Source organism: Enterococcus sp. DIV0213h (genome assembly GCF_051711285.1).
Taxonomy (GTDB): Bacteria; Bacillota; Bacilli; order Lactobacillales; family Enterococcaceae; genus Enterococcus_D; species Enterococcus_D casseliflavus.
In genome coordinates this window covers 3,176,408-3,200,708 of record NZ_JBIOMH010000001.1, presented here as the reverse complement: position 1 = coordinate 3,200,708, position 24,301 = coordinate 3,176,408, and the positions used below count along the sequence as shown (strand labels likewise).

General features: G+C 42.9%; 22 protein-coding genes and 1 other annotated feature. Of the genes, 15 read left to right on the top strand and 7 right to left on the bottom strand.

What is annotated here, in order from left to right; all coding sequences use genetic code 11:
* Nucleotides 1–6: 6 nt before the first annotated feature.
* The 5 genes from IGI77_RS14950 to IGI77_RS14930 all read left to right on the top strand — a co-directional run bounded on the left by IGI77_RS14950 (nucleotide 7) and on the right by IGI77_RS14930 (nucleotide 7,404).
* Nucleotides 7–2,154: a glucosaminidase domain-containing protein gene (locus tag IGI77_RS14950; RefSeq protein WP_438770287.1), complete on the top strand. Its 2,148-nt coding sequence runs from the start codon at nucleotides 7–9 to the stop codon at nucleotides 2,152–2,154.
* Nucleotides 2,138–3,460 carry a signal peptidase I gene (gene lepB / locus IGI77_RS14945; protein WP_438770286.1) on the top strand — a complete coding sequence of 441 codons (1,323 nt, stop codon included), beginning with the start codon at nucleotides 2,138–2,140 and terminating at the stop codon, nucleotides 3,458–3,460. The genes IGI77_RS14950 and lepB overlap by 17 nt, the downstream gene beginning before the upstream one ends.
* 2 nt (nucleotides 3,461–3,462) lie before the next feature.
* On the top strand, nucleotides 3,463–4,887 hold the full coding sequence (locus IGI77_RS14940) for a hypothetical protein (RefSeq protein WP_438770285.1): 1,425 nt from the start codon (nucleotides 3,463–3,465) through the stop codon (nucleotides 4,885–4,887).
* Nucleotides 4,888–5,079: 192 nt separating this feature from the next.
* Complete coding sequence (locus tag IGI77_RS14935) at nucleotides 5,080–5,460, top strand: DUF7006 family protein (protein ID WP_128487591.1); 381 nt, start codon at nucleotides 5,080–5,082, stop codon at nucleotides 5,458–5,460.
* A gap of 435 nt (nucleotides 5,461–5,895) precedes the next feature.
* Nucleotides 5,896–7,404: a helix-turn-helix domain-containing protein gene (locus tag IGI77_RS14930; protein ID WP_438770284.1), complete on the top strand. Its 1,509-nt coding sequence runs from the start codon at nucleotides 5,896–5,898 to the stop codon at nucleotides 7,402–7,404.
* 226 nt (nucleotides 7,405–7,630) lie between these two features.
* On the opposite strand, the gene IGI77_RS14925 is transcribed toward IGI77_RS14930, so the two are convergent.
* Entirely contained in the window at nucleotides 7,631–8,206 is a 576-nt protein-coding gene (locus IGI77_RS14925; protein ID WP_010750013.1) for a helix-turn-helix transcriptional regulator, read from the bottom strand.
* Between the two features lie 551 nt (nucleotides 8,207–8,757).
* Between IGI77_RS14925 and IGI77_RS14920 the strand changes: the two genes are divergently transcribed.
* From IGI77_RS14920 to IGI77_RS14895, 6 genes are all read left to right on the top strand, one after another.
* Complete coding sequence (locus IGI77_RS14920; RefSeq protein ID WP_010750012.1) at nucleotides 8,758–9,357, top strand: MptD family putative ECF transporter S component; 600 nt, start codon at nucleotides 8,758–8,760, stop codon at nucleotides 9,355–9,357.
* A complete protein-coding gene (locus IGI77_RS14915; protein WP_142964538.1) occupies nucleotides 9,354–10,055 on the top strand; it encodes an energy-coupling factor transporter transmembrane component T in 702 nt (233 codons plus the stop codon). Before IGI77_RS14920 ends, IGI77_RS14915 begins: the two co-directional genes overlap by 4 nt.
* On the top strand, nucleotides 10,052–11,488 hold the full coding sequence (locus IGI77_RS14910; RefSeq protein WP_128487601.1) for an ABC transporter ATP-binding protein: 1,437 nt from the start codon (nucleotides 10,052–10,054) through the stop codon (nucleotides 11,486–11,488). Before IGI77_RS14915 ends, IGI77_RS14910 begins: the two co-directional genes overlap by 4 nt.
* 141 nt (nucleotides 11,489–11,629) lie before the next feature.
* Nucleotides 11,630–12,337 (top strand): response regulator transcription factor, encoded by a 708-nt coding sequence (locus IGI77_RS14905; RefSeq protein ID WP_008379528.1) that lies wholly within the window; start codon nucleotides 11,630–11,632, stop codon nucleotides 12,335–12,337.
* Nucleotides 12,327–13,685, top strand: a complete 1,359-nt coding sequence (locus IGI77_RS14900; RefSeq protein ID WP_438770283.1) for a sensor histidine kinase — start codon at nucleotides 12,327–12,329, stop codon at nucleotides 13,683–13,685. Before IGI77_RS14905 ends, IGI77_RS14900 begins: the two co-directional genes overlap by 11 nt.
* Before the next feature lie 107 nt (nucleotides 13,686–13,792).
* Nucleotides 13,793–14,431: a PepSY domain-containing protein gene (locus tag IGI77_RS14895; RefSeq protein WP_010750007.1), complete on the top strand. Its 639-nt coding sequence runs from the start codon at nucleotides 13,793–13,795 to the stop codon at nucleotides 14,429–14,431.
* A 68-nt stretch (nucleotides 14,432–14,499) separates the two neighbouring features.
* Here IGI77_RS14895 and IGI77_RS14890 read toward each other — a convergent pair whose 3' ends face one another.
* The 3 genes from IGI77_RS14890 to IGI77_RS14880 all read right to left on the bottom strand — a co-directional run bounded on the left by IGI77_RS14890 (nucleotide 14,500) and on the right by IGI77_RS14880 (nucleotide 15,846).
* On the bottom strand, nucleotides 14,500–14,670 hold the full coding sequence (locus IGI77_RS14890; RefSeq protein ID WP_008379536.1) for a hypothetical protein: 171 nt from the start codon (nucleotides 14,668–14,670) through the stop codon (nucleotides 14,500–14,502).
* A 90-nt stretch (nucleotides 14,671–14,760) separates the two neighbouring features.
* Nucleotides 14,761–15,195, bottom strand: a complete 435-nt coding sequence (locus IGI77_RS14885) for an acyl-CoA thioesterase (protein WP_008379539.1) — start codon at nucleotides 15,193–15,195, stop codon at nucleotides 14,761–14,763.
* A gap of 189 nt (nucleotides 15,196–15,384) precedes the next feature.
* Nucleotides 15,385–15,592, top strand: a binding site (T-box leader).
* An 80-nt stretch (nucleotides 15,593–15,672) separates the two neighbouring features.
* The gene (locus tag IGI77_RS14880; RefSeq protein WP_438770282.1) at nucleotides 15,673–15,846 is read right to left on the bottom strand and encodes a hypothetical protein; all 174 of its coding nucleotides are present in this window, start codon (nucleotides 15,844–15,846) and stop codon (nucleotides 15,673–15,675) included.
* 109 nt (nucleotides 15,847–15,955) lie between these two features.
* Here IGI77_RS14880 and hisS point away from each other — a divergent pair, with 109 nt between their 5' ends.
* The 4 genes from hisS to IGI77_RS14860 all read left to right on the top strand — a co-directional run bounded on the left by hisS (nucleotide 15,956) and on the right by IGI77_RS14860 (nucleotide 22,139).
* Complete coding sequence (hisS, locus tag IGI77_RS14875) at nucleotides 15,956–17,254, top strand: histidine--tRNA ligase (protein ID WP_438770281.1); 1,299 nt, start codon at nucleotides 15,956–15,958, stop codon at nucleotides 17,252–17,254.
* 11 nt (nucleotides 17,255–17,265) lie between these two features.
* Entirely contained in the window at nucleotides 17,266–19,041 is a 1,776-nt protein-coding gene (gene aspS / locus IGI77_RS14870) for an aspartate--tRNA ligase (protein ID WP_438770280.1), read from the top strand.
* Between the two features lie 155 nt (nucleotides 19,042–19,196).
* On the top strand, nucleotides 19,197–20,072 hold the full coding sequence (locus tag IGI77_RS14865; protein WP_010750004.1) for a YitT family protein: 876 nt from the start codon (nucleotides 19,197–19,199) through the stop codon (nucleotides 20,070–20,072).
* Between the two features lie 198 nt (nucleotides 20,073–20,270).
* Entirely contained in the window at nucleotides 20,271–22,139 is a 1,869-nt protein-coding gene (locus tag IGI77_RS14860) for an acyltransferase family protein (RefSeq protein WP_008379546.1), read from the top strand.
* Nucleotides 22,140–22,216: 77 nt separating this feature from the next.
* Here IGI77_RS14860 and dhaL read toward each other — a convergent pair whose 3' ends face one another.
* Genes dhaL through dhaM form a run of 3 tightly spaced genes read right to left on the bottom strand, consistent with a single transcriptional unit; the run spans nucleotide 22,217 to nucleotide 24,221 of the window.
* Entirely contained in the window at nucleotides 22,217–22,822 is a 606-nt protein-coding gene (gene dhaL / locus IGI77_RS14855) for a dihydroxyacetone kinase subunit DhaL (RefSeq protein WP_016609484.1), read from the bottom strand.
* A 14-nt stretch (nucleotides 22,823–22,836) separates the two neighbouring features.
* Complete coding sequence (dhaK, locus tag IGI77_RS14850) at nucleotides 22,837–23,820, bottom strand: dihydroxyacetone kinase subunit DhaK (RefSeq protein ID WP_010750002.1); 984 nt, start codon at nucleotides 23,818–23,820, stop codon at nucleotides 22,837–22,839.
* Complete coding sequence (gene dhaM / locus IGI77_RS14845) at nucleotides 23,817–24,221, bottom strand: dihydroxyacetone kinase phosphoryl donor subunit DhaM (RefSeq protein ID WP_005228160.1); 405 nt, start codon at nucleotides 24,219–24,221, stop codon at nucleotides 23,817–23,819. The genes dhaK and dhaM overlap by 4 nt, the downstream gene beginning before the upstream one ends.
* Between the last annotated feature and the right edge of the window lie 80 nt (nucleotides 24,222–24,301).

Here is a 24,301-nt window from a genome sequence, read left to right as displayed (position 1 = left end):
GCAACCATGAAAAAAAAGACCATTGCTGTTTGTACAGCTTTATTCGGATTACTAGTGATCCAAAATGGGATCGGTCAGCCGTTACATGCGGAAGACCAATCCGCTGCTGAAGCAACTGATGTCAGTGTTCTGGAGCTTCCCGAAGAAACGGTGCCATCTAGTACGGAAAGTATGGAAGTTCCGATGAGCTCAGAAGAAGTGACCGTGCCAAGTACCGTGCCAAGTGAAGAAGTTCCCGCTACTTCTTCAGAAGATAGTCAGGAGACCGTCAGCTCAGCGCCAGTTGAATCAGAAACAACTCCTACTAGCTCTGAAAGTTCCACCAGTCAATCGACTGAAGCAAGTACTGCTCCTAGCGAAACGTCAACACCGACGGAAACAAGTGAATCAACGACACCGAGCTCGGAACCAACTTCTTCCAGTACGAGTAATGTTTCGTCTTCTTCAAAAGAACCAACGGCAACTACACCAAGTTCTACGGAAACGTCTACCGAAGCTGTTGCCGATGAAGAACCAGAAAAAGACAAGAAACCAGCGGCGTCTAGTTCACCAGCAAAACAAGAGCAAAGCGTTGCCCTTCCTGCTAATACCCAATCAGAGACATTCAATAAAGAGCGTTTGCCTGAGTCAGCCGTTTCACAACTCTTGTCTGAGATCAATGGGACCACGCTAGATGATTCCCTCCGAGTAAGTGAGGTTGCTGAAACGGATCTAAAAGGCTTTGAACTGCCGCTTTTAAAGACATTCACAGATAAGAGTAAAGCCATTTTGATTTATGAAGGTATCAAGCAAGTGGGACTTTTCGAACTCAGTAACGAAAAAAATGAGGATGGAAAAAAGATCCCTCTAGAAAGCACGGAAGTTCTCATCAATACCCTGTTGGAGAATCTCTTTGATCAATCACTGAAAACGAGCCATAAAGAAGAAATTCCTCGTGAAGAAAAACAAGCGGGAGACTTGTTGTACCATCAGGGAAAACTGCTGGGCTTGTATTTAGGCGGTGACCATTACGTAACGGTTGGAGAACCGACAACCAAAGAAATCGAAGAACACTCAGAGTTGGCTAACCAGAAGGTTGCTAAGATTGGTCTTCTTTCAAAAGGGAAATTGGCGGATGAATCATTAACTGTTCAACGGCTTGCTGAGAACAAGCTGACAACCTATGGCAAAGAAGTGGAAAAAGCGTACCCTGCTTCAATGGATTTCTCCGAAAACGCTCAAACACAAACATTCATTCAAGCCATTGCAAAATCGGCACAAAAGTTAGGTCTTGATTACGATGTCTTTGCTTCGGTAATGATTGCGCAAGCGATTTTAGAAAGCGGCTCGGGAACCAGCGCATTATCAAGTGCACCAAACTATAATTTATTCGGAGTAAAGGGAAGCTATCAAGGATCATCAGTGAGTTTTGCTACCCAAGAAGACCGTGGAAATGGGGAGTTGTATACAATTCAAGCTGCTTTTCGCAAATACCCTAGTTATGCACAATCCCTTGGTGACTATGTCAGCTTGCTTCGAGGAGGCATTCAGGGCAATGAACTGTTTTATCAAGACACGTGGCGTTCCACTGCCAAAAACTATTTGCGAGCGGCAGATGCCCTCACCGGGAAGTATGCGACGGACACGACCTATAATCAAAAAATCAGTTCTTTGATCGCTGCGTACCACTTAACCCAATATGATCAACCCTTGAGTGCAAGTACGACATCAACCAGTAGCATCATGGTAGGAAAAGAGAAAATTCCAGAAACCTATCGAAAGGAAATGACGTATCCCGACTATGATGGGAAAAATTACAATGTATCGGGATCCTATCCCGTGGGGCAATGTACCTGGTATGCCTACAATCGTGTGGCGCAATTAGGGAAATCAGTTGATGACTATATGGGAAATGGTGGCGAGTGGGGGGCAACTGCGAAGCGTCTAGGCTACGAAACAAGCCAAGTACCTAAAGCAGGATGGCTTATTTCATTTACCCCTGGAACAGCCGGATCTGATCCGAATTACGGACACGTTGCTTTTGTTGAAGCGGTGACCGATGAAGGAATCTTGATCTCCGAAGGAAATGTCGTCGGCGGCACAAAAATCTCTTATCGGGTCATTGGCAATGATTTAGCCTATTCGGAGTTAGTGACCTATGTGGAACCTAAGTAAAACAGAAAAAGAAAAGGTTGCCGCCAATCACAAAATGACCTTCGCTTATGTTTTACTCTTACTCATCGGCGTCGTCAGTGTGAGCCTTATTGCTTTCTTTTTTACGCAGTATAGTATTCATCCAGTGGCTGGCAGCTCGATGGAACCGACTATTAAAGATGGTCAACAGGTAGCTATCAAAAAAACACAAACCTTACAACGTTATGCAACCGTTGCGTTTTCCGCTTCCAGTGAGGATGGAATGTTTATCAAGCGAATCATTGGGGTGCCAGGAGATAAACTTATTGTTCAAAACGATGTGCTGATTCTTGACTTTGAAACAGAGTCAGCTTTTGCTTCTACGATTCAAGTAAAACTACAAGCCAACGTTGCTGAGCAATTAAAAGAATTGCATGAAATTCCTGCAGGCTATTATTTTGTTCTGGGGGATCATATGGCTGTCTCAAAAGACAGTCGCAGCTTTGGCTTAATCAAAAAAACGCAAGTGGAAGGCATCTTAACTGCTATTCTGCCAAGCGTAAAAGGAGGTCGTCAAGTGTTGATTATAAAAGGAATCGCGATAGGAGTAATCCTTTTGGTATTTGGAATTTTAGCTAGTCGCTTCCTGATTCATTATCGGATGGAACAAGCAAAAAAACTGACAGGTCATCCAGCTGTTTTTTACAAGAAACTACAAATATTAAAGCAACTGGAAACGCAGAAAACGACCCTGTTTTTAATGATAACCACCCTCTTAATGGGCGTCGTCGTTTTTTTACTGATGGTTTCTTTGTTCCAAGTTGAAAATCAGTTTCTTCAACGAAACGAGCAAGTAACACAATTGGAAAAAGAGGTTCAGAAAATAAAAACTCAACAAAATGAAGTGCTGTCCAAGGTTACTGTTCGCTCGTATCCAGAAGAAGGCATTGGACTTACTGACATCTCTTGGGAAGCACTAACGAAAAGTCAAGAGCAAGAAGCCCTGCAACCGAAAATTGAAACGGAGCTGACACAAAAGCTCGTCCCTTATTTTGGCTTAACACAAGCAATTATTTCATTAGATGTTCCTTCCCAAACATTGTCGATCGCCATGACAGGAGCGACTGAGAATGAAGAAAACCGCAAAAAAATCGAGGACAATATCACCGCTTTTGTAGCAGAATCCAAAGAAATTCCGAAGCTCATGCAGATTACGATCGAAATTCCAATGACCACTGAGAAAGAAACTGAAACAATCTATGAAGAGATTTTTCTTCGTGAGAAGGATACCGATGCATTTTCTAAAGTAGAAAAAAATGAAGTGAACGAACAGAAAGGAAAAGGATAATTATGGCAAAAAATAAAGACAGCTGGTTTTTTACAAAAAATATCATTGATGAAATCAACAATGTGCCAGATGAACTGCTTTCACTGGATCAAGAAGAAACGGCGGATTTCCCAATATTAGGGGACAACCGAATCGCGCAGGAGCTTGTTCATGAACGCTTACTCGCAGAAAAACACTTGGATGATCAACAAACAACGACTGACGAAATGCCAGATCTTGAAGAGGGGGGAGCTGTGGATAAGACCAGCCAAGCATTAGAGGCAAAAGAAGATTCCGTTGTCATGGAAGAAGCCAATGACGAAACCGAATCCGTACCACAGAAAGACCTAAAATCAGAGATTCAAGCATTCGAACAACAACTTGCCGACTTACAAGCAGCGCTTGAAAAAGCGGAAGAAGAAAAACAAACGGCGATAGAAGAACAACACTTGCTCGAAAGGCAAAATCAAGAATTACAAAAAGAAATGATGCTAAAAGTTGTGAAAATGGATGAGCTACAAGGGCATGTTGACTTGATGAAACAACAAGCAACGACGTTTCATGAGACAAATACACAGTTAGAACAAACCATGAACATTCAGCAGGCAGAAATATTTGAAGGAGTAAAACAAATGGAGGAGATGCGTATGAAACTTGAAACGACAAAAGAAGAGCTACAACGAGTACTTGAAGAAAAAACAGCCTTATCAAATGAGTTGCTTCATGCTCTTGGAGAAAACCAACAGTTACGAACGCAATTAAAGGAAAGTGAACAACAAGCGGAACAATTGATCGAAACCAGTCAGCTGCTGCAAGCAGCCACAAAAGAAAATCAAAAGCTGCAAAAAGAAATCAGTCAACTGGAAGAACCCTTGGAACAAATCGCACAATTAAGTGCTGAAAAAAATGCGCTAACGATTCAATTAGTCAAAGCTACTGAAGAAGCCGCTTCTTATCAATCGCAATACGAAGAAAAAGAACGGGTATTTAATGAGCAGTTTTCCCAATTAGAACAAAGCAATGCTGAATTAGCAGCGCTGCAAAGTCGTATCGAGTCGGGAGAATTTTTACAAGGAAGTGAGTACGACTTGTATGTAGAGGCACAGGAAAAAATCAATCAACTCATTCAACAAAACGAGCAGCTGACAAAGGAGATCGAGTATTCGCAAAAAGAAATCGGCGAGGTTTTGTTGACCGCCAAAAAACAAGCGAGTCGGACCTTAGAAGAAGCGCAAACAGAAGCCGATCATTTGATCAAAGCGGCCAAACTAGAATTAGAAGGTATGGAAAACAAAGCGCGTAAAATTTTGATTGAAATTGATGAATCCAAAGAGACCGTGTCATCCATGTATAGCGATCTTCAAGAGAAAGTTCGGCAATTGGCCTCAGGCAACTTGCAAGTGGACTTTGATAAAAGTGATCCGCAAGCAGAGCAGATGGAAAGCTAGTGTAGAAAAAGTGAAGTGATAAATGATCATTTTGGAAAAACTACTTCATCAGGCGCAGCAGATTGCGGGGATGAAATCAAAGGAATACCGATGGGCAGGGGGAAGCGAGGATAACGCTTAATCAAGAAGAGAGGAAAAAATGGGAAGAGGAAAAGATGAATCGTTGTTTTTAACGGTAGGGGAGGATATCAAATGAGCCAGCTATTTCAAATAAATAATATGAATGATTATTTAAATTACTATAGGGACAAAGTGAATGATCCTCGTTTTTCAGATAATTTGCCTCATGTGAAAGAACGGATTCTTCAGATTTGTGGTGAGCTGGAAGAACAGATCGATCAAATCAATAGTGGAAATTTTTTTCAACAATGGGCAAATATCAATAGCTTAGAGGCACAAATTTTGATTCTGCTTGAATTGAGTGAGATCACAACCAAAAAAGAGAAGCGGGTCTTCACTGAAGAAGAAGTGGTGAAAACGGCGAAAAAGGACTGTCAAACGTATTTTAAAGAGAAATGTGGGATGACGTTGGTTGATACTACGCCGCATTCTCTCCATTTTTCCATAAGCTAGAGGGCGTACTACTGAGATATGATTGTTGGACATCGAAAGAAAGGTGAAGGGGAAAATAACATAAATATTCTTTGGGAAAGCAACAAGTCAGAAGAAAGTGTGCTTGTTCATACGGATCGGGTGTTAAAAAAGCACGTTATTTTTTATGGATAATAGGCTCAAAGATGATTGGCTTTGGTTTTCAGACAATTATTAAGTAATTATTAAGTCTGGTTTATAAGGAAAAATGTATCGAAAGTAAAATGAGTTATTTATTTTTTTTAAATAGTAATTTCTTAGCCTTCATCTATTTGTAAAAAAGCAGTTTGAACTTTTGTCCTCAGATCATTCAAAAGTTTAACCTGTTTTTTTTTCATTTTCCTTAAAGCAAATAGGTTGAATTGCTATAGGTATGCTGCTATATACTAATTCCTACTAAATTAAGGGGGCTTCTATGTGCTAGATTCTTTTTTAAGAGGACAGGATCGCTTAGTGCAAAAGTTTTTTTTATTCTATTATCGCTCATACCAAGACACCTATACCTATAAAGATGTTGTTGATGAATTAAATATCTCATATCCTGTGTTAAATAACGTGCTAGAGCAAGTGGATACCATTCAAAAGGGGTATCCTGAATTTACTATGTCTAGAGATAACAAAGTAATCAAAGTCACTTTTTCCGAAAAATTTTTATACAATAAAATTCGTGTCAATTTAACCAAATCTACGCTGCTTTTCATCATTTGGGATGCTATTTTTTATCAAAAGTTCAAGACACTGGAAGCCTTTAGTCAAAGTCAATATGTGAGTGGACGGACCGTGCAACGGCAGATCGGGACCTTTGCACCAATTTTGGAACATTACAAATTGGATTTGAATTTAAAAAGGTCAGAATACTTGGGTGGGGAAGAGTACCGCATTCGCTATTTCTTCCACAGCTTTTATTGGCATGTGTATGATGAGATCGAAAGCAACCGACCGCCAATCGTTGAGCAAAGTGCGACAGACCTGTACCAAGCTTTATCCATCTATTTTCCTTTTCTACGGCATGCAGCAAAGGAACGCTTCATTAATCTGTTAGCTGTTTCTGTCACGAGAATAAAACAAGGAAATCTCATCAAAGAGATACCAGAAAGTGTCAAGAAGTTTTATAACCCTTTTATGGATCAGATCACCTTTGATAAAGAGCTTTTGCTGCCTTTTTTCGAAGCAAATCGCATTTATGAAAAAGATTTGCCAAAGGAGGAGCTGATCTATCATTTCTATATGTTTACGGTAGGGCAAAGCTATTCCCAAGAGTCTTTGAGTCAGCTTCGTCTGCAATCACCAATGTATATGAATGATTATCGTGTGTTTATAGATGACTGGATCACCTTGATTGAAAAACAAATCCATTTTTCTTTTGGTTCAAATGAGCGAAAGCTGCTTTTTATTAATGCTACCTATATTTTTTCTTTTCTTTTGACGTTTGGTTTAGGGAATAAAATTGATTCCTTTGGGGATTACATCACCCTTTCAGAAGTCGAAAGGCAATACCATTATTGGTTTACTGTATTAGAAAAAATCTCTCGCAAGCATGAAGTGGAAAATAAAGCATGGCTAAATATTCTCAATTCCAATTCCTTTAAATATTATGCTTCGCAGATTCTTTACTATATTTTATCTGATTACGATACTCCAGTCAGGGTAACGATCGAATCAAAGAGTCGGGGGATTGAAGAAGAAGTCCAAAAGCAAAAGCTGGTGCGGATGAGTCCCCGTCCAATCAACATAGTAAGGATCAAAGATTTTCCAGATGTCATCATTTCGGATTACGCAATCGATATCTCGAAGTACTATACGAAAAATCAACCCCATCTTTACCAATGGGGAGAAAAGCAATACCTTTCTGATTGGATTCGCGTGATCAATTATATCGATAAAGTAAGGGATGAAAAATACTATCGTTTATTAAGTGATGATTAGGGGAAATAGAAGAAACAGTTTTCTATTTCATTGAGCAAGACCAGCGGTTTGATTCGTCTTGCTCAATTTTTTGTGAAGTAAGGAAACATTTAATGGGCTTTTTGTTCTAACCGCATCTATCTTAGGAATAGAAATGTTCGTGTCAGGAGTTTGTGAGGACCATTGAATTGAAAAAAAAGGGTGCAGCTGCTCATTTATGAAAAGCAGTTGCACCCTGTATTTTTTGTCAGCGCATCAGTAAATGCGGCAGTGTACTAAGCCATGCGATGATACCGACGATCAAGGTAAAGACCACGACGATGACTGCTGTTGAAAGGAAATCTTTTTTGACGTCGCGCTTTTTTCTAATGGCATCGAGGTCTTGATTTTCCATGAAGGCAACGATCTCTTTATACGTTTTGATATTTTGGGTTTTCTTGATTTTTTCGATCTTTAATGCGGCATACATGGAGACGAGCCAAAAACATAGAGGCGGGACAATCCACCAGTATCCGGGTAAATAAAGAGCAGGCCCAACAGAGAGTGCGGTCAATAGTATAAAAAGCAGCATCATTTTTGTGTAACGATCCATTTCTGTTTTCTCAATCGTTTCTTTCATTTGTTCAACATCCCCTTTGACTAATTCATCTAAAGAAACATCAAATAGAACACTGAGCAATAATAAATTGTGAACATCAGGATAGCTTTTTTCATTCTCCCAATTGGAGATCGTTTGTCGGGAGACATAGAGTTTTTCTGCCAGCCCTTCCTGAGAGAGACTTAATCGTTCCCGATGTTTTTTTATTTGTTTGCTTAAGTTCATTTTATCCGCTCCTTCTACCATTAGTTTAGGCCAATGTCTGCATTCTAACGATCAAATGTCTTTGACAATGCCTTGAAATCAAGTGTCAAAATGTTTTTACAGTTGGGTTTGGGGTGTTTACATAGCAGTACAGCGTTGATTTTCTTCCGTTACCAAGCGACGGTCAACTTGGTTATTATTTTTTATAGACATACCTGGTGGTTTCTAAAAAAAAGAAAAAAGATGGCGAGTCTTTGCTGATTTTAAGTGTTTGTCCTTGTCTATTATTCATTAATTTCGCAAAGATGGGAAGAGGAGAAAACAACTAAGCGTGTGAAAGATTCATTTTTCCATTAGTGGATCTTTAAAGGTACCTGTGTGTTGAAATGGAGCCATTCAGAAGACACCTCTATTTGTTGGTTCTGTTTTAGAAGAAAATCGACTGTTGGTAAGCATATCACCCCATAAAAACGTCTGCTTTGTGCTATACTGAGGCTTTGTAAAAATAAGTTTGTACAAGCAAGCAGCAACGGTTTTTTCATTGATTGCTTGCAAGAAGGAGCGAATACGCAGTGAAAAAACTAAAGGTTCAAGATTTAATTGCAGTAGGGATCTATACAGCGATCTATTTTCTTTTAATGAGCGTCTGTCTATTGATTTTGCGTTTTGTGATCCCAGGTTTTCATAATTTATTTATTCCAGCAGTCACCGCTTTGTTTTCTGGCATTATCTATCTGATTTTATTGAATAAAGTACCGAAATTTGGCGCAATCACCATTATGGGTACCGTGGTAGGGCTCTTTTTTTTGATTTCAGGACATTTTCCATTGGCCTTTTTGCCCAATATGATTTGTGCCTTAGCAGCTGATTTGATCCAATACAAAACAAAGCTCAAAGGAAACGTTCGCGTACTGGCGAGTTATATCGTCTTTAGTTTTGGCTTGATGGGTCCGATCTTACCCCTGTGGTTTATGAAAAATGCCTACATCGATTCATTAGTGGCTCGCGGAAAAGATGAAACCTACATTGCCGGCGTGTTTGCTCATACCTCCAATTTGATGTTAGGGCTTTGTGCATTGGCGGTTTTGATTGGTGCGGTGGCTGGTTTAGGTATCGGCAGTCGCTTGATGGAAAAACATTTTCAACCAACGATCCAATCGCATAAAGGGTGAGGAATGTGTCGAAAACAAGGTTTGATCCCCGCAGCAAATTGGCGGTGATTCTCTTTGCTAGTTTTACTATGATGGTGACCATCAGCTGGATCGATGAGTTTGCCTTTGTCACTTTCTTGCTGCTGCTATTTATAGTCAGCGGCTTTTGGAAAAAAGGCTTGCTGCTCTATGGCGTGTTTGTCTTGCTGACAATGGCAGATAGTTTTTTGTTTCGCCAAGGCAACCACGTACTAATCGTGTTGCTGGATTTCTTTTCCGTCGGTTATCGCCGCTTATTGCCAACGATCATGGCGGCGGCTTTTGCCATTAGCGGGACGAAAAACAGTGAGTGGATGGCTGCGCTGCAAAAAATGCACGTGCCCAACGTATTATTAGTCCCGCTGGCAGTCTTATTTCGTTTTTTTCCCACATTGGTACAAGATTTCAAAAGTATTCGCCAAGCGATGCGCTTTCGCGGCATCTCGCTGTCGGCAGGATCGATCTTGCTTCATCCACTGCAAAGTGCGGAGTATTTTTTGATCCCATTACTGATGTCGGCTGAAAAGACCGCAACCGAACTGTCGGCTACGGCGCTGGTTCGCGGGTTAGCATCAGAAACTCCCCATACCACCGTCCACGAACTGAAGCTGCGCTGGTGGGATGGCTTGGTCTTTTTAGCATTAGGCGGCTTTATCGTGAAAAGGATGTGGCTTGGATGATCACATTAGAACAAGTGTCAGTGAAGCGAGAAAATCGGACCGTATTATCTGAGCTCTCTTTGACGGTCGCAGCTGGGGAAGTCATCGTTTTGTGCGGCGCTAGCGGCAGCGGCAAATCGACCCTGCTCAATGTTTTGAATGGCTTGATCCCTGAGCTGTATCCCGCCGAAGTGCAAGGAAAGATCCGTGTCGGAGAAACAGACTTGCCAGTTGCCGATTTCTCCCATTATGCCCAGACGATTGGCGTCGTCTTTCAAAACCCCAAGACGCAATTTTTCACCACGGATGTCTATTCGGAGTTGGCTTTTTCGATGGAAAATGCGGGCGTCGCACCAGAAAACATTCGGCAGCGAATCACCGAAGTAGCCCAGCAGTTTTCCCTGACCCCGTTGCTTGATGCTAGTGTCTTTGACCTATCTGGTGGGGAGAAGCAGCTGATTGCTCTCGCTGCAGCCACGATGTTGCCCCATGATGTGTTCTTATTGGATGAGCCTTCCAGTAATTTGGATCAAGAAGCGATCCAAAAGTTGACTCAAGGATTGGCTTCTTTAAAACAACAAGGGAAAACCATTGTGATCGCCGAACACCGCTTGGCGTATTTGGCGCCACTGGCAGATCGCTTCTGTCTATTAGAAGCAGGACGATTGCGGGCGTCTTATCCAGCAGCTCAGCTTTTGTCACTGCCCGAGGAGGCAATTCACGAGTTGGGATTGCGAAAAGTAGGCGAGGCGGCATTGGAAACTCAGCACTGCCGAGAATCTTTGCCAGAAAAGTCTGGATTAAGGGCAACGCATCTGCAGATCAAGCAATCGAAACGCTCAGCAAACAGCAGAAATTGGGCGCTTAACTTGCCTGAACTACAATTGCCGACGAAGCAAGCTGTGGGGATCGTTGGACCAAATGGTGCTGGCAAAAGTACGTTGGTGCAAGTCCTGTCAGGATTGAAAAAATGCCCAGAAGCAGTATTTGCCATCAATGGACAAAAGCGGACCCAAAAGCAGCTGCTGCAGGAAAGCTTTCTTGTGATGCAGGATGTCAACTTGCAGCTGTTTTTTGAAACGGTGGAAAAAGAGCTGCTGATCAAAGCCCAAAACCCAGCTCGTTTTGAAGAAATTGTCTCATTGTTGCACTTAACACCACTCCTTGCCCGACATCCGCAAAGCTTGTCAGGAGGGGAAAAACAACGAGTTGCCATCGGCAGTGCCCTGCTTTCTGGTAAACGCTTGTTGTTTTTCGATGAACCAACGAGTGGGTTAGATTTGCAGCAAATGGAAGAAGTCGCAAAACTGTTGCGAACAGTCGCTAAGGAAGTTGATTTATTAGCGGTGATCAGTCATGATCGTGAGTTTTTAGCTGAAACATGTCCTTACGTGCTTCAACTCCAACAAGGGGAACTCGTTGGCACGTATCAGCTAGCAAAAAATATGGAATAAATGAAAGACGGAGTGGACCTTGGTTCATGCCGTCTTTTTTTGTTGAACATGAAAAAATCTTCATGATTTTTTTCTTTCAATCAGTTAGGAAGTTTCGAAAAAATCCGTTATGATAGAAGCAAAACAGGAGGAGGAGTGCATATGGCCTTGAAGATCTTGCTAGTAGAAGACGAAGAAAGTTTAGCCAGTTTTATTCAGACCGAATTGACTTTTGAGGGATATGACACGGTCTGGGCCAAAGATGGGCAAGAGGCATTGACCTTGTTCAATCAGCAAGCAAATGCCTTTGATCTGATTTTATTGGATTGGATGCTGCCAATCTATGACGGCATCACAGTGGCGCGGCGGATACGCAAAGAAAGCGACATCCCGATTTTGATGATGACCGCCAGAAATCAAACCGCCGATGTGGTGACGGGGCTTGATGTCGGATTAGATGATTATTTAACGAAACCTTTTGAAATCGAAGAACTGTTTGCCAGAATTCGGGTGATCGAGCGGCGGTTGCAACGAGAAGCCAAACAACAAAAGAACCAGCAAAACCAATTAGTGGCGGGGGAGCTGATGATGGACATCGCCAAGCACTTGGTTCAGGTTGCCGGTGAAACCATTGAGTTGACGCCCAAAGAGTTTGGGATTTTATATGAATTGATGAAAGAACCCGAGGTCGTCAAAACGAGAGATGACCTGTTGAATGAGATTTGGGGCTATGAATACGACGGCCAAACGAATGTTGTAGATGTCTATATCCGCACACTGAGGAACAAGCTGGATGTTTGCGGCAAAGGCAAAATGATCGCAACCGTTCGTGGATTAGGCTATGTCTTGAGGACCGATCATGAAGAATAAGTCAGCCAACCAACGTAGAAAAACAGCCCAGTTTCAATTGACGAGCCGCTTTTCCTTGATTCTCTTTGGTCTGCTGATTCTCTTCAATCTGCTGTTTATTTTATTATCCGTAGGTTATTTGTTTGAACATATCGAAAATCGTGCCAGCAACATTCTCGAAGCCATCGAAAAAGGCGAGGCATCAGGGGATGCCTGGGACTTTCTCGTCAATGCCTATGTCTCGGCAGATGAAGAAGACGCCCTGCAAGTGATCTTAGCCGATGGCAGTGTCGTTTCATCAGAAGATGCGGAAGAGATTTTTGCCGATATCAATCAAGGGCGAGTGATTCCTTTTCTCGAAGACATCGTTTTTACAGAGGAGGGCATCTATTACACGAAAACCCAAGAAGTCGACGGGGATCAGGTGACGATCGCTATCAATGGGGAGGATAGTGTGGAATTAGCCTATGGCCTCTTTATGATCAGCAGTTTCTTGAATCTGATCGCTGTTGTCGTGGGCAGTCTGCTGATTTATTGGAGTGTCGGGAAATGGAGTCAGAAGCTTACTGGTATGGCGCAAGAAATTGCTGCCATTGAACAAAGTCGAACAGGAGAACTGACGGTTTCTGAAGAGCCCATCGAGATTCGTTCAGTGGCATTGGCCTTTAATAAATTATTGAAAGAACAGCGAGAGACAATCGAGCGGGAAAAACGGTTCGTTGCCGATGCTTCCCATGAGCTGCGAACACCTTTAGCTGCGATTCGCGGACATGTCCAATTGATCCAGCGGCGTGGAACCAAACATCCCGAAGTCATTCCTTCCTCAATGGCGTTTATCGACAAAGAGTCGAAGCGTTTGGAAACATTGAGCAATCAATTGTTGGACCTAGAAAAAAATCAATCCCCAGATGAAATGACCCTTGTTGATGTTTCCCAGATCGTCCGAGAAGAGTGTGAAAAACAAGCGACGATCGTTCCGCAATCGATTGAATATTTTGTGGAGAACCAATGTATGAAACGTGGGCATAAGCGTGACTTCCAGCAAATCATCCAAAACCTATTAGAAAATGCCGCGAAGTATTCACCTGCCGATCAGCCGATTCATGTGACCTTGACGCAAGAGCAGAGACAGATGTCTTTGACCGTCGCCGATTTTGGCATTGGGATTCCCGATGATAAGAAAGCCTTGATTTTCGAACGGTTCTATCGAGTAGAAGATTCTCGTTCCAGCCAGATTGCTGGTTCAGGCATCGGGCTTTCACTGGTAAAACAGCTGGCAGACAAGTATCATGCCAAAATTACCGTGACAGACAATCAACCGCAAGGCAGTATCTTTAAACTTGCCTTTCCAAATGAAAGAGAAAGATGAAGATTTTTTTAGATTTTCTTCAAGCATTTTTGATTCTTTTTCATGAGGAACTTGTTATTCTAAATATATAGAAAAAAGGAATACACAAACAATTGGAGGAATGAAACATGAAAAAAACAACTATTTTATTCGGAATTGCCGCATTAGGATTATTGGCAGGATGTACACAAAACAACACTGGAAATTCAGAACCTGCGCAAAACAGCAGCTCAAGCACAGCAGTTGCCTCATCAAGTGAAACAACGTCGTCACAAGCAACAGACAGCTCTTCAAGCAGTGCAGCGATCGCCAACGGCGGCTTACCTACAGTGACCGTAGAAGAAGCGATCCAAATATTCCAAGACAAATACCCAGATGCAGCGATCACTTCGATTGATTTGGATACTTCTTTTGGCAATTACTTCTACCAAGTAGAAGGCGTGGATGACACGAATGAGTTTGAATTAAAGATTGATGCAGAAACCAAAGAAACTTCTGAAGAAAGAACGGAAAAATTGGATGCCGATGAACAAAACGGTGTCAAAAAAGATGCCGATCAATTGGACCTAACCAACTTGCTTTCATTGGAAGAAATTTCTGATATCGCCGTGAAAGAAGCTGGCGGTGGTCAAGCAACAGATTGGTCATTAGACAAAGAAATGAATGTAACCTATTGGGAAGTCAAGGTAGAAGATGGCAACAAACAAACAGATGTGAAAATCAATGCCCAAACAGGTGAAGTACTAGAAACCGAATTGGATGACTAATCCTGTTTCGCAGTAAAAAAGATAAGCCGCTATCGTCTATGCGCAAAAGACGATAACGGCTTATTTTTTTACGTATGCTGTTTGACTTCAGTTAACGGTTTGACGCGACCACCAATTTTATCTGCAAATGCTTCGGACTGCTTCCGATCTTCAAAGACCCATAACTTGTCTGGAATTTTTTCACGAGTGCGACGACCATCTTTGCCAATGTAACCATGCAAAACTTTAATCACGTACATCGCCATCATCCTTCCCTGAAATTACTTTTGATTATACGAAAGCCGTTTCAAAAAGCAAGGATTTTGACTTAAATGAGTGATCAGAATTGATTATTCCCCTGACAGGGCAGCATAATCAGCAAATCGTTGATGGATTTCAGGAAAACTACGCTTCAGCTGCACGATGCGATTGGTCTCTTTTGCTAAAAAACAATGCTTTGAAGTCCCCGTCGTTGCCAACTGACCATCGCTAGTTTTGTAGATCTCATAGCGAAAATCCAAACGCGTGCCAGTATATTTGTCGACCAAAACATCGATTCGCACCTCATCTTCGTAGCGAATCATCGTTTTGTATTGCGCACTGACTTCCAGCACGGGAACGATCAAGCCCGCTTCTTCGATGGTATGATACGGTAAATCCAAAAACGCGAGTAATTCCACGCGGGCCTCTTCAAACCAGCGGATATAATTGGCATGATGGATGATCGCCATTTGATCGGTCTCATAGTAGTGTGGTTGACGGATATAGCCTGAATATAAAGACATAAAAACAGCTCCTTTCATAGAAACAAAACCTTCGTTATTCAGCATAACGCAAAAAGGAAGAAAAGCAAACAGAAGGAGAGCTTCTTTGTGTTGACCACTAGAGAAAATGCTACTAGAGAGCAGCGGAGTGAAAAAGACAGTGAAACACCTTGACTTTTTCATAGCTTTCTTGTAGTTTATAGATAATATCAAAAATCAGTGAAGGATCGAGTACTTTATTCTACTCCTTAAAAGAGAAAACTGCCCCGGCTGAAAGCAGTTTAGGACGTGTAAAGGAAAGACAATCTGGAGATGAACAGAAGAAAAGCTGTTCCGTGACCGAGCGTTAATCGAGCGAAGGAGAAGAACATTTCTCGAATTTAGGTGGTACCGCGTGTAATCAAAACTCGCCCTTGTATAAAAAAACAAGGGCGAGTTTTTTGCTGTGAATCACTGCGACTGGTCCGCAAAGCGGAACAGAGCAGATGATGAACAGTACTAGGCGACCACAGGGAGCGTAGTAACCAAACTAGGAATCACAATGACTGGCGTAAGAAGTGAGACATGAAAGCTGTACTTGGCATTTTTTGCTTCGTTCAATTGCAGTCGAAGCCAACGAAATGATGACCAGCAACCAACGGCAAAGAGCGCAATAACCCAAAAGTCAAACACGAGAACAACCCACCCACATCAATGAGCAACAAGCAATAGGTGAATAAGCAAACAAGCAATGAAAGCAAAGAACATGGGCAACCATGAAACAAATAGGAGGATGCATACGATGAGTTACCAACGTCCAAAAGGAACCAACGATATTTTGCCAGGAGAATCCGAAAAATGGCAATTTGTGGAAGAAACAGCACGCTTAGTGTTTCGCGATTATCAATTCAACGAAATTCGGACACCGATTTTTGAGCACTTTGAAGTGATCGCCCGCAGTGTCGGGGACACAACGGATATCGTTTCAAAAGAAATGTATGATTTCTACGATAAAGGAGAGCGTCATGTGACGTTGCGTCCAGAAGGCACCGCACCGATCGCTCGTTCTTTTGTCGAAAACAAACTATTCGGACCAGAACATACGAAGCCTTATAAAGTGTTTTACATGGGACCAATGTTCCGTTATGAACGTCCGCAAAAAGGCCGTTTGCGTCAATTCCACCAAATCGGTGTCGAAGTTTTCGGTTCAGCAAATCCAGCGACCGATGTTGAGACAATGGCGATGGCAATGGATTTTTATCGTCAATTAGGACTGAGTCAATTGCGCTTGGTCATCAATTCATTAGGCGACAAAGAAACACGCCAAAACTATCGCCAAGCGTTGATCGACTATCTAGCGCCCCATGAAGCGGAGCTTAGTGAGGATTCAAAACGCCGCTTGCATGAAAATCCTTTGCGGGTCCTTGACAGCAAGGACAAGCGAGACCAAAAATTCGTGGCGGATGCACCATCGATCCTAGACTACTTAACACCAGATGCCAAGGCACATTTTGAAACCGTAACGAGTATGCTGGATGCGTTGGAGATCCCTTATGAGATCGATTCAAACATGGTGCGCGGTCTGGATTATTATACCCACACGATTTTTGAGATCATGAGTGAGGCACCAAAAATGGGGGCGCAAGCCACCATCTGTGCCGGCGGTCGTTACAATCATTTAGTGGAAGAGCTAGGCGGACCAGAAACACCTGGTTTTGGTTTTGCTTTAGGGATCGAACGTTTATTGATCACTATGGAAGCCGAAGAAGTTGTGATTCCTGCTTTGAATGAGTTAGATGCGTATGTGGTTGGTTTGGGACAAGAAACCAATTTAGAAGCGCTGAAAGTCGTGCAAGCGATTCGTAATTTCGGTTTTTCTGCCGATCGTGATTTCATGGATCGTAAAGCCAAAGCCCAGTTTAAATCTGCTGATAAACAAGGAGCACGGTTGGTTCTGACTCTAGGCGAAACAGAATTAGCAGAACAAGTGATCAATATCAAATCCATGGCAAGCCGTGAAGAAAAACAATTTCCGTTAGCGGATCTTTATGCCCGCTTCGATGAGATCTACGATGAAATGACAACCAAAATGTTTGAGTGAGGAGAAAAAGAATGACAAAACGTACAGTATATTGCGGGTTAGTAAATGAGACCCATTTAAACCAGACAGTAACTCTAAAAGGCTGGGTGCAAAAGCGCCGTGACTTAGGGGGCGTGATCTTTATTGACTTGCGCGACCGAGAAGGGATCGTGCAAATCGTCTTCAATCCTGAGGTTTCGAAAGAAGCCTGGGAAATCGCGGACAAATGCCGCAGTGAATATGTGTTAGAAGTAACAGGTCAAGTCATCAATCGTGCACCAGAAGCCATCAATCCGAAAATGGTGACAGGTGCCTATGAAGTGATGATCAGCGAAATCACGATTTTAAACACTGCAAAAACACCAGCCTTTTTGATTGAAGATGATCAAACCGTTGGCGATGAGATTCGCATGAAATACCGTTATTTAGACTTGCGTCGTCCAAAAATGACGAACAACATCGTGATGCGGGCGAAAACGACGCAAGCGATCCGCAATTTCTTAGATACGAACGACTTCTTGGATATCGAAACACCTTATCTAGGAAAATCAACACCAGAGGGTGCGCGGGATTATTTGGTTCCTTCACGGATCTATCCAGGTCATTTCTATGCGTTGCCGCAATCACCACAAATTTTTAAACAGTTATTGATGGGTGCTGGCTTCGATCGCTACTATCAAATCGTACGTTGCTTCCGTGACGAAGATTTGCGGGGCGACCGTCAACCAGAATTTACCCAAGTCGATATCGAAACCTCTTTCTTGACGGCAGAAGAAATCCAAACCTATACGGAAGAGCTGTTGGCAAAAGTGATGCGAGAAGTCAAAGGCATCGAAGTTACCTTGCCATTCCCACGGATGACCTATGATGAGGCAATGGGACGCTACGGCAGTGACAAACCAGATACTCGGTTTGTCATGGAGCTTATCGACTTATCAGAAGTTGTGAAAGACGTTGATTTTAAAGTCTTCCAAATGGCTCTTGAAAAAGGCGGCGTTGTGAAAGTCTTGAACGCCAAAGGGGCTGCAGACAAATACTCCAGAAAAGACATGGACAATCTAGGCCATTACGCTGGTCAATTTGGTGCCAAAGGATTGGCATGGGTCAAAGTTGAAGAAGATGGATTGAAAGGACCAATCGCTAAATTCTTGACAGAAGCGACCGACGCGATCATTGCAGCAGCTAATGCGGAAGTTGGCGATATTCTGATGTTTGGTGCCGATTCCTTTGCGATCGTTTCAGCAACATTGGGGGCGATCCGTAATAAATTAGGAAAAGAATTAGGCTTGATCGACGAGAGCAAATTCAACTTCTTATGGGTCACTGATTGGCCGCAATTTGAATACGATGAAGAAGCAGGCCGCTACGTTTCTGCTCACCATCCATTCACATTGCCAAAAGAAAGCGATCTGCCGTTGTTAACGACAGACCCTTCAAAAGTCTATGCGCAAGCCTACGATATCGTGCTAAACGGTTACGAGCTAGGTGGCGGATCATTGCGTATCCATACACGGGAAGTGCAAGAGCAAATGTTTGAAGCGCTAGGCTTCTCACGTCGCGAGATGCAAAATCAATTTGGCTTCTTATTGGATGCTTTGGATTATGGGTTCCCACCACATGGCGGCATCGCCCTTGGGTTAGACCGGTTAGTGATGCTCTTGGCTGGTGAAGAAAACATTCGCGAAGTCATTGCTTTCCCTAAAAATGGGAAAGCAGCTGATCCAATGTCTCAAGCGCCAAGTACCGTTTCGCCAATGCAATTGTTTGACTTGAACCTCGATGTAACAACGGTTGAAGAAAACGAATAAGCGTTAAACCATGATGAAATGAGTGATGAAATAGAAATTGGTGAATGAATGAAAAAAGTTCATGAGAATTCACCCATTTCTTTCATTGCTCGTTTCTTTTTTTATGAGCTGAAGTATAATAAAGGCAAATCAAAAAAGTGAGGCTATGAAATGCAATGACTCCTCTGTTTAAATGGCTCCCTCATCCAGAATACGCCAACAAACTTTCGTTTTCGATCGTATATGCGCTGCTGGCATCGATTGCGGTCAATTTCTTCTATCAACCAGGTAATATTTATTCCAGCGGCATTACGGGTGTCGCTCAGATCATCACCACGATCTCAAGAGAAGGGCTCGGGTTTTATATCCCCTTATCCCTTGCGCTATTATTGTTGAATGTGCCATTATTTTTTCTAGGTTGGTTTAAGATCGGCCACAAGTTTACGATTTTTACTGGAATTACTGTTTTACTCACCTCCTTATTCGTGCAAATTTTACCCGAAGAAACCGTTACGACGGACCCGATGATCTGTGCGATTTTCGGTGGTGCCATCAACGGGGTGGGGATCGGCTATGCTTTGAAGAATGGTCTTTCTTCAGGAGGGCTGGATTTTGTCAGCATTGCCATCCGCAAACGGACAGGGAAGACGATCGGCTCGATATCGATTTTCTTTAACATTGTTATTTTGTTCGCCGCAGGGATCTTGTTTGGCTGGCAATATGCGTTGTATAGTGCGATCGCGATTTTTGTCAGTGGAAAAGTGACGGATGCGGTCTTTACGAAGCAAAAGAAAATGCAGGTGACGATCATCACCCGCAACCCAGAAGAAGTCATTCAAACGATCCAAAAACATATGCGGCGAGGGATTACCATCATCAATGAAGCCGAAGGGGCGTACAAGCATGACAAACAAACGGTTTTGCTGACGGTAGTGACACGCTTTGAACTGCCGATGCTGCGCAGTGCCATGAAAGAAGCCGATCCAAAAGCCTTTGTCAGTATTGCAGAAAATGTCCAGATTTTGGGTCGCTTTTATGAAGAAGAACTGTGAAAAAGGAGTTGAAAAAAGTATTTCTTTATAGAAGTACTTTTTTTTCGCCAAAAATTAATTTTTTTGAAATATAGCAGATGTTGCTAGCTTTATATGGGGGATTTCTGGTAAATTATGAGAGTATGGAATCAATAGCGTTCATGCTGAAATTGTTTTTTTATGAAACAATTGGATCAATTAGAGAAAAGTGGTTGAAAAATGAATAAACGTTTAAGCACAAGCCGCTATATTACCGGGTTTGACGGCATTCGAACCTTGGCAGTCATCGGCGTTATTTTATATCATTTACTACCTACTCATATGCGAGGCGGGTATTTAGGAGTTCCAGTATTCTTTGTCGTATCAGGTTATTTAATCACTGACTTGCTGAGGCAAGAGTGGGATCAAAACGGCAAAATCAAAGTCAAAGATTTTTATGTTCGGCGGATGAAACGGCTCTATCCAGGAATGGTGGTGATGCTGCTTATCTCAGCAGCGTATATCACGTTGTTCCAGCGAAACCTGTTGAATAATTTGCGCGGGGTTTTTGTTAGCTCGTTGCTGTATTACAACAACTGGTGGCAGATCAATCATGGGTTATCCTATTTTGATCGGTTCGGTAATGAATCCCCCTTTACCCATCTGTGGTCGCTGGCTGTGGAGGGACAGAACTATCTGATTTGGCCTTTAGTATTTATTTTGCTGATGAAAATCGGCAAGCAGAGGCATCGCGCCTTTAAATTTACTGCCGCAGTCACGATTTTGTCGGCAATTCTGTTAGCAGTCCTTTACACACCAGGCGCTGATCCGACACGGGTCTATTATGGAACGGATACGCGGCTCTTTTCGATCTGGATGGGGAGTGCCTTAGCATTCATTTGGCCAAGTACCCATTTGAAGAAAGAGATACCGCAAAAAGCCAAACGGGTCTTGAATATCTCTGGCTTTGCTTCCTTGGCTGGTCTGATCGCAGCGTTCTTTTTCTTAGATGATCATTTGACCTTTGTCTATTATGGCGGCATGTTCTTGATCAGTATCCTATGTACGATTCTTGTGGCAGTCACCGCTCATCCCGGAGCCAGCTTGAATCGGGTATTGAGTAATCCGATTTTCAGTTATATCGGCAAGCGCAGTTATGGGATCTATTTGTATCAATTTCCAGTGATGATTTTTTACGAAGCAAAAGTGGGGAATATCGGGGAGAACGTGCTGATGCACACGTTAGTGGAACTATTCTTGATCTTGTTTATCAGTGAATTGTCCTATCGGTTTATCGAAAACCCAATGCGTAAATTCCAGTACAAAGATACATTCAGAACGGTCCGCGGTTGGTTCAGTAAACCAATTTTTAGTTGGAAAAAACCATGGTTAGTGCCCAGCTTACTGATTACCCTTGTTGCTTTGTTTGGCGTCGTGACCGCACCGACGAATTATGTCGATGCCCAGCAGCAGCAGTTGAAAGACAACATTGCGGCCAATAAAAAAGCGGCAGAGCAATCGCAAAAAAATGCGAATGCTGAAGGCAATGAAGCAGACGATGAGGCGAACACAAGTGAAGATGAAAAAAATATCATGGAAAAATATGATTTAACAGCAGCCCAAGTGAAAAAAGCAGAATCTCTTGAAATCACGGCTTTTGGTGATTCCGTGATGCTGGATGCAACGGCTGACTTGAAAGAAGTCTTTACCCAAGCGGTAGTTGATGGGGATGTTGGGCGCCAGCTGTATGCGAGTCCTGAATTGATCAAAGACTTGAAAGAAAAAAATCTTTTGCGGGATACCGTCCTTGTGGGGCTAGGGACGAATGGTTCCTTTACAGAAGCCCAATTTGACAGCTTTATGAATGAGATCGGTGATCGCAAAGTCTACTGGATCAATGTGCGGGTACCGACACAGCGTTGGCAAAATGAAGTCAATCGGATGTTGGAGCGCATGGCGGAAAAATACGACAATATGACCTTGATCGATTGGTATGATTTGAGTAATGACCAAGAGTCATGGTTCTATGAAGATCGGGTCCATCCAAATCCAGATGGCATGGATCAATACGTGAAGCTAGTTGCCCAAACGATTTTACAAGAGGAATAAACAAGAAAAAGACAAACCTTACGCAATCATAAGGTTTGTCTTTTGTCTTAAACGGTGCTTTGTAAGAGCATCGTTTTTTAATTCTTTTCTATCACCGTTAATAGTGAGTCAAACAAAATCGCACTAGAAGCCGATCCGGGATCGATATGACCGATGGCACGTTCACCAACATAAGAGGCGCGGCCTTTTTTAGCAACGAGTTCTTTGGTATGTTCTTTCGCTGCTTCGATCGTGTCTTTGGTCAATTCACCTTTTTTCAAGGCTTCTGCGACAGGTTGCCAGACATCGATCATGGTCTTATCCTCAAACTCAGCTTTTCCCCGCATTTTGATGCCCGTCAAGCCTTCTTCAACGATCGTACCTAATTGTTCAAAGGAGTCGATCGTTTCTAGTTCCTTCGTTGCTTTAGTCATATTCATAAACGCCGAACCATAAAGGGGACCTGAAGCGCCGCCGACTTTTGAGATCATTGCCATCGAGAAGACTTTAAAGGTATCACTGATCGTCGTTGGCTGTTGTTTGGCATAAGCTTCTTGATAAGCAGCTACGCCGCGTGCCATATTGTTGCCATGGTCTCCGTCGCCGATCGGTGTATCTAAATCGCTCAAATAGGCTTTGTTTGCTTCGATTTCTTTTGTGAAGGTATCTAACCATGCTTGCACCGTTTCTGTTGTCAATTGCATCTCTATTCGCTCCTTTACCAGGCTATTGTTGTGACGGCTTCATTTAACGCATCGGTGTGATCCGTTTCGCTGAAGTCGATCAAGGTCAGTGAAAGTCCCTGCATATCGATGGAAGTCATGAAATTGCCGACTTTATGGAAGGAGACAGGGATGTCTTTTTCTGCGAGTAATTTCGCGACATCATTGGCAAAAACGAACAGCTCCATTTGCGGCGTACCACCCATACCGTTGATCAAGACACCGACTTTTTCTGGGGTCTTTTCATAATCCGCTAAGATTTTTTCCACCAACTCTTGTGCTAGTTCACGTGAGGGTTTCAGTTTTTCACGACGGTAACCAGGTTCGCCGTGGATGCCCACGCCATACTCGATCTCATCATCGGCTAAGTCAAAACCTGGTTTCCCAACTTCAGGAACTGTTGCCGCTTTTAATGCGACCCCGATGGTTTTGATCGATGCAACCAAGGCATCGCCCAGTGTTTTTAATTCGCTTAAGCTGGCACCATTACGAGCAGCTGCGCCTAAAATCTTGTGGACTAAGACCGTACCGGCAACTCCTCGTTTGCCAGCAGTATAGGTGCTATTTTCAACAGCGATATCATCATCCACGACCACGATCTCCGTCGTGATCTCTTCCATTTCTGCCATATCTTTGGCCATCTCAAAGTTCAAGATATCGCCAGTATAGTTTTTGACGATCAGCAAGACGCCTTGTCCTTGATCAGAATCTTGGATAGCCGTCAAAATCTGGTCGGGGGTCGGGGAGGTGAAGACATCGCCTAAAACGGCGGCGCTAAGCATCCCATCACCGACAAAGCCAGCATGGGCCGGCTCATGTCCGCTCCCACCACCAGAAACAAGACCGACTTGTTCTTTTTGATTATTTTTAGCAATCACCCGTGAGTCTGCGACTTGATGGACCAGTTCAGGATAACTGCCTACGATACCAGCCAACATTTCTTCTACGATCATTGAGGGATCATTAATGATTTTTTTCATGCTTCATGCCATCCTTTCTCGGCTGCTTTTTTTGCTTCTGCAACGATTTGTGCCAAATCATCACTGAAACCAGCGGTGATCGCTGCAGCAAAGGCACCTTCCACCAGCGGCGCGTCGATCAGGTGATAGCGTTCTTGTTGCTGAGGTTCCAGCATGTCGTATGCAAGTTCGGCATTCAAAACGGCACTGCCTAGATCGGCAAAGACTAAGATCAGTTCAGCATCTGCGGATTCGTTGACGGCATCCACGATTTTCGTGGCGTCAGAACCCAGCTCTCCTTCTGCTGTCCCGCCTAAAGAATAGATCGTGACTGACTCGCCGTCAGCCATTTCTTCGATCATCTGTTTTAATCCTTCGGTGAGTTGCTGACTGTGAGAAACGAGTAAAATACTTTTTTTCATCCAATTTCACCAACACTTTCTGATTAAATTTGGCTGTTTGACAAGGTGGTTGCCTTTTCCAAAGAAACACCGTCCTTGTT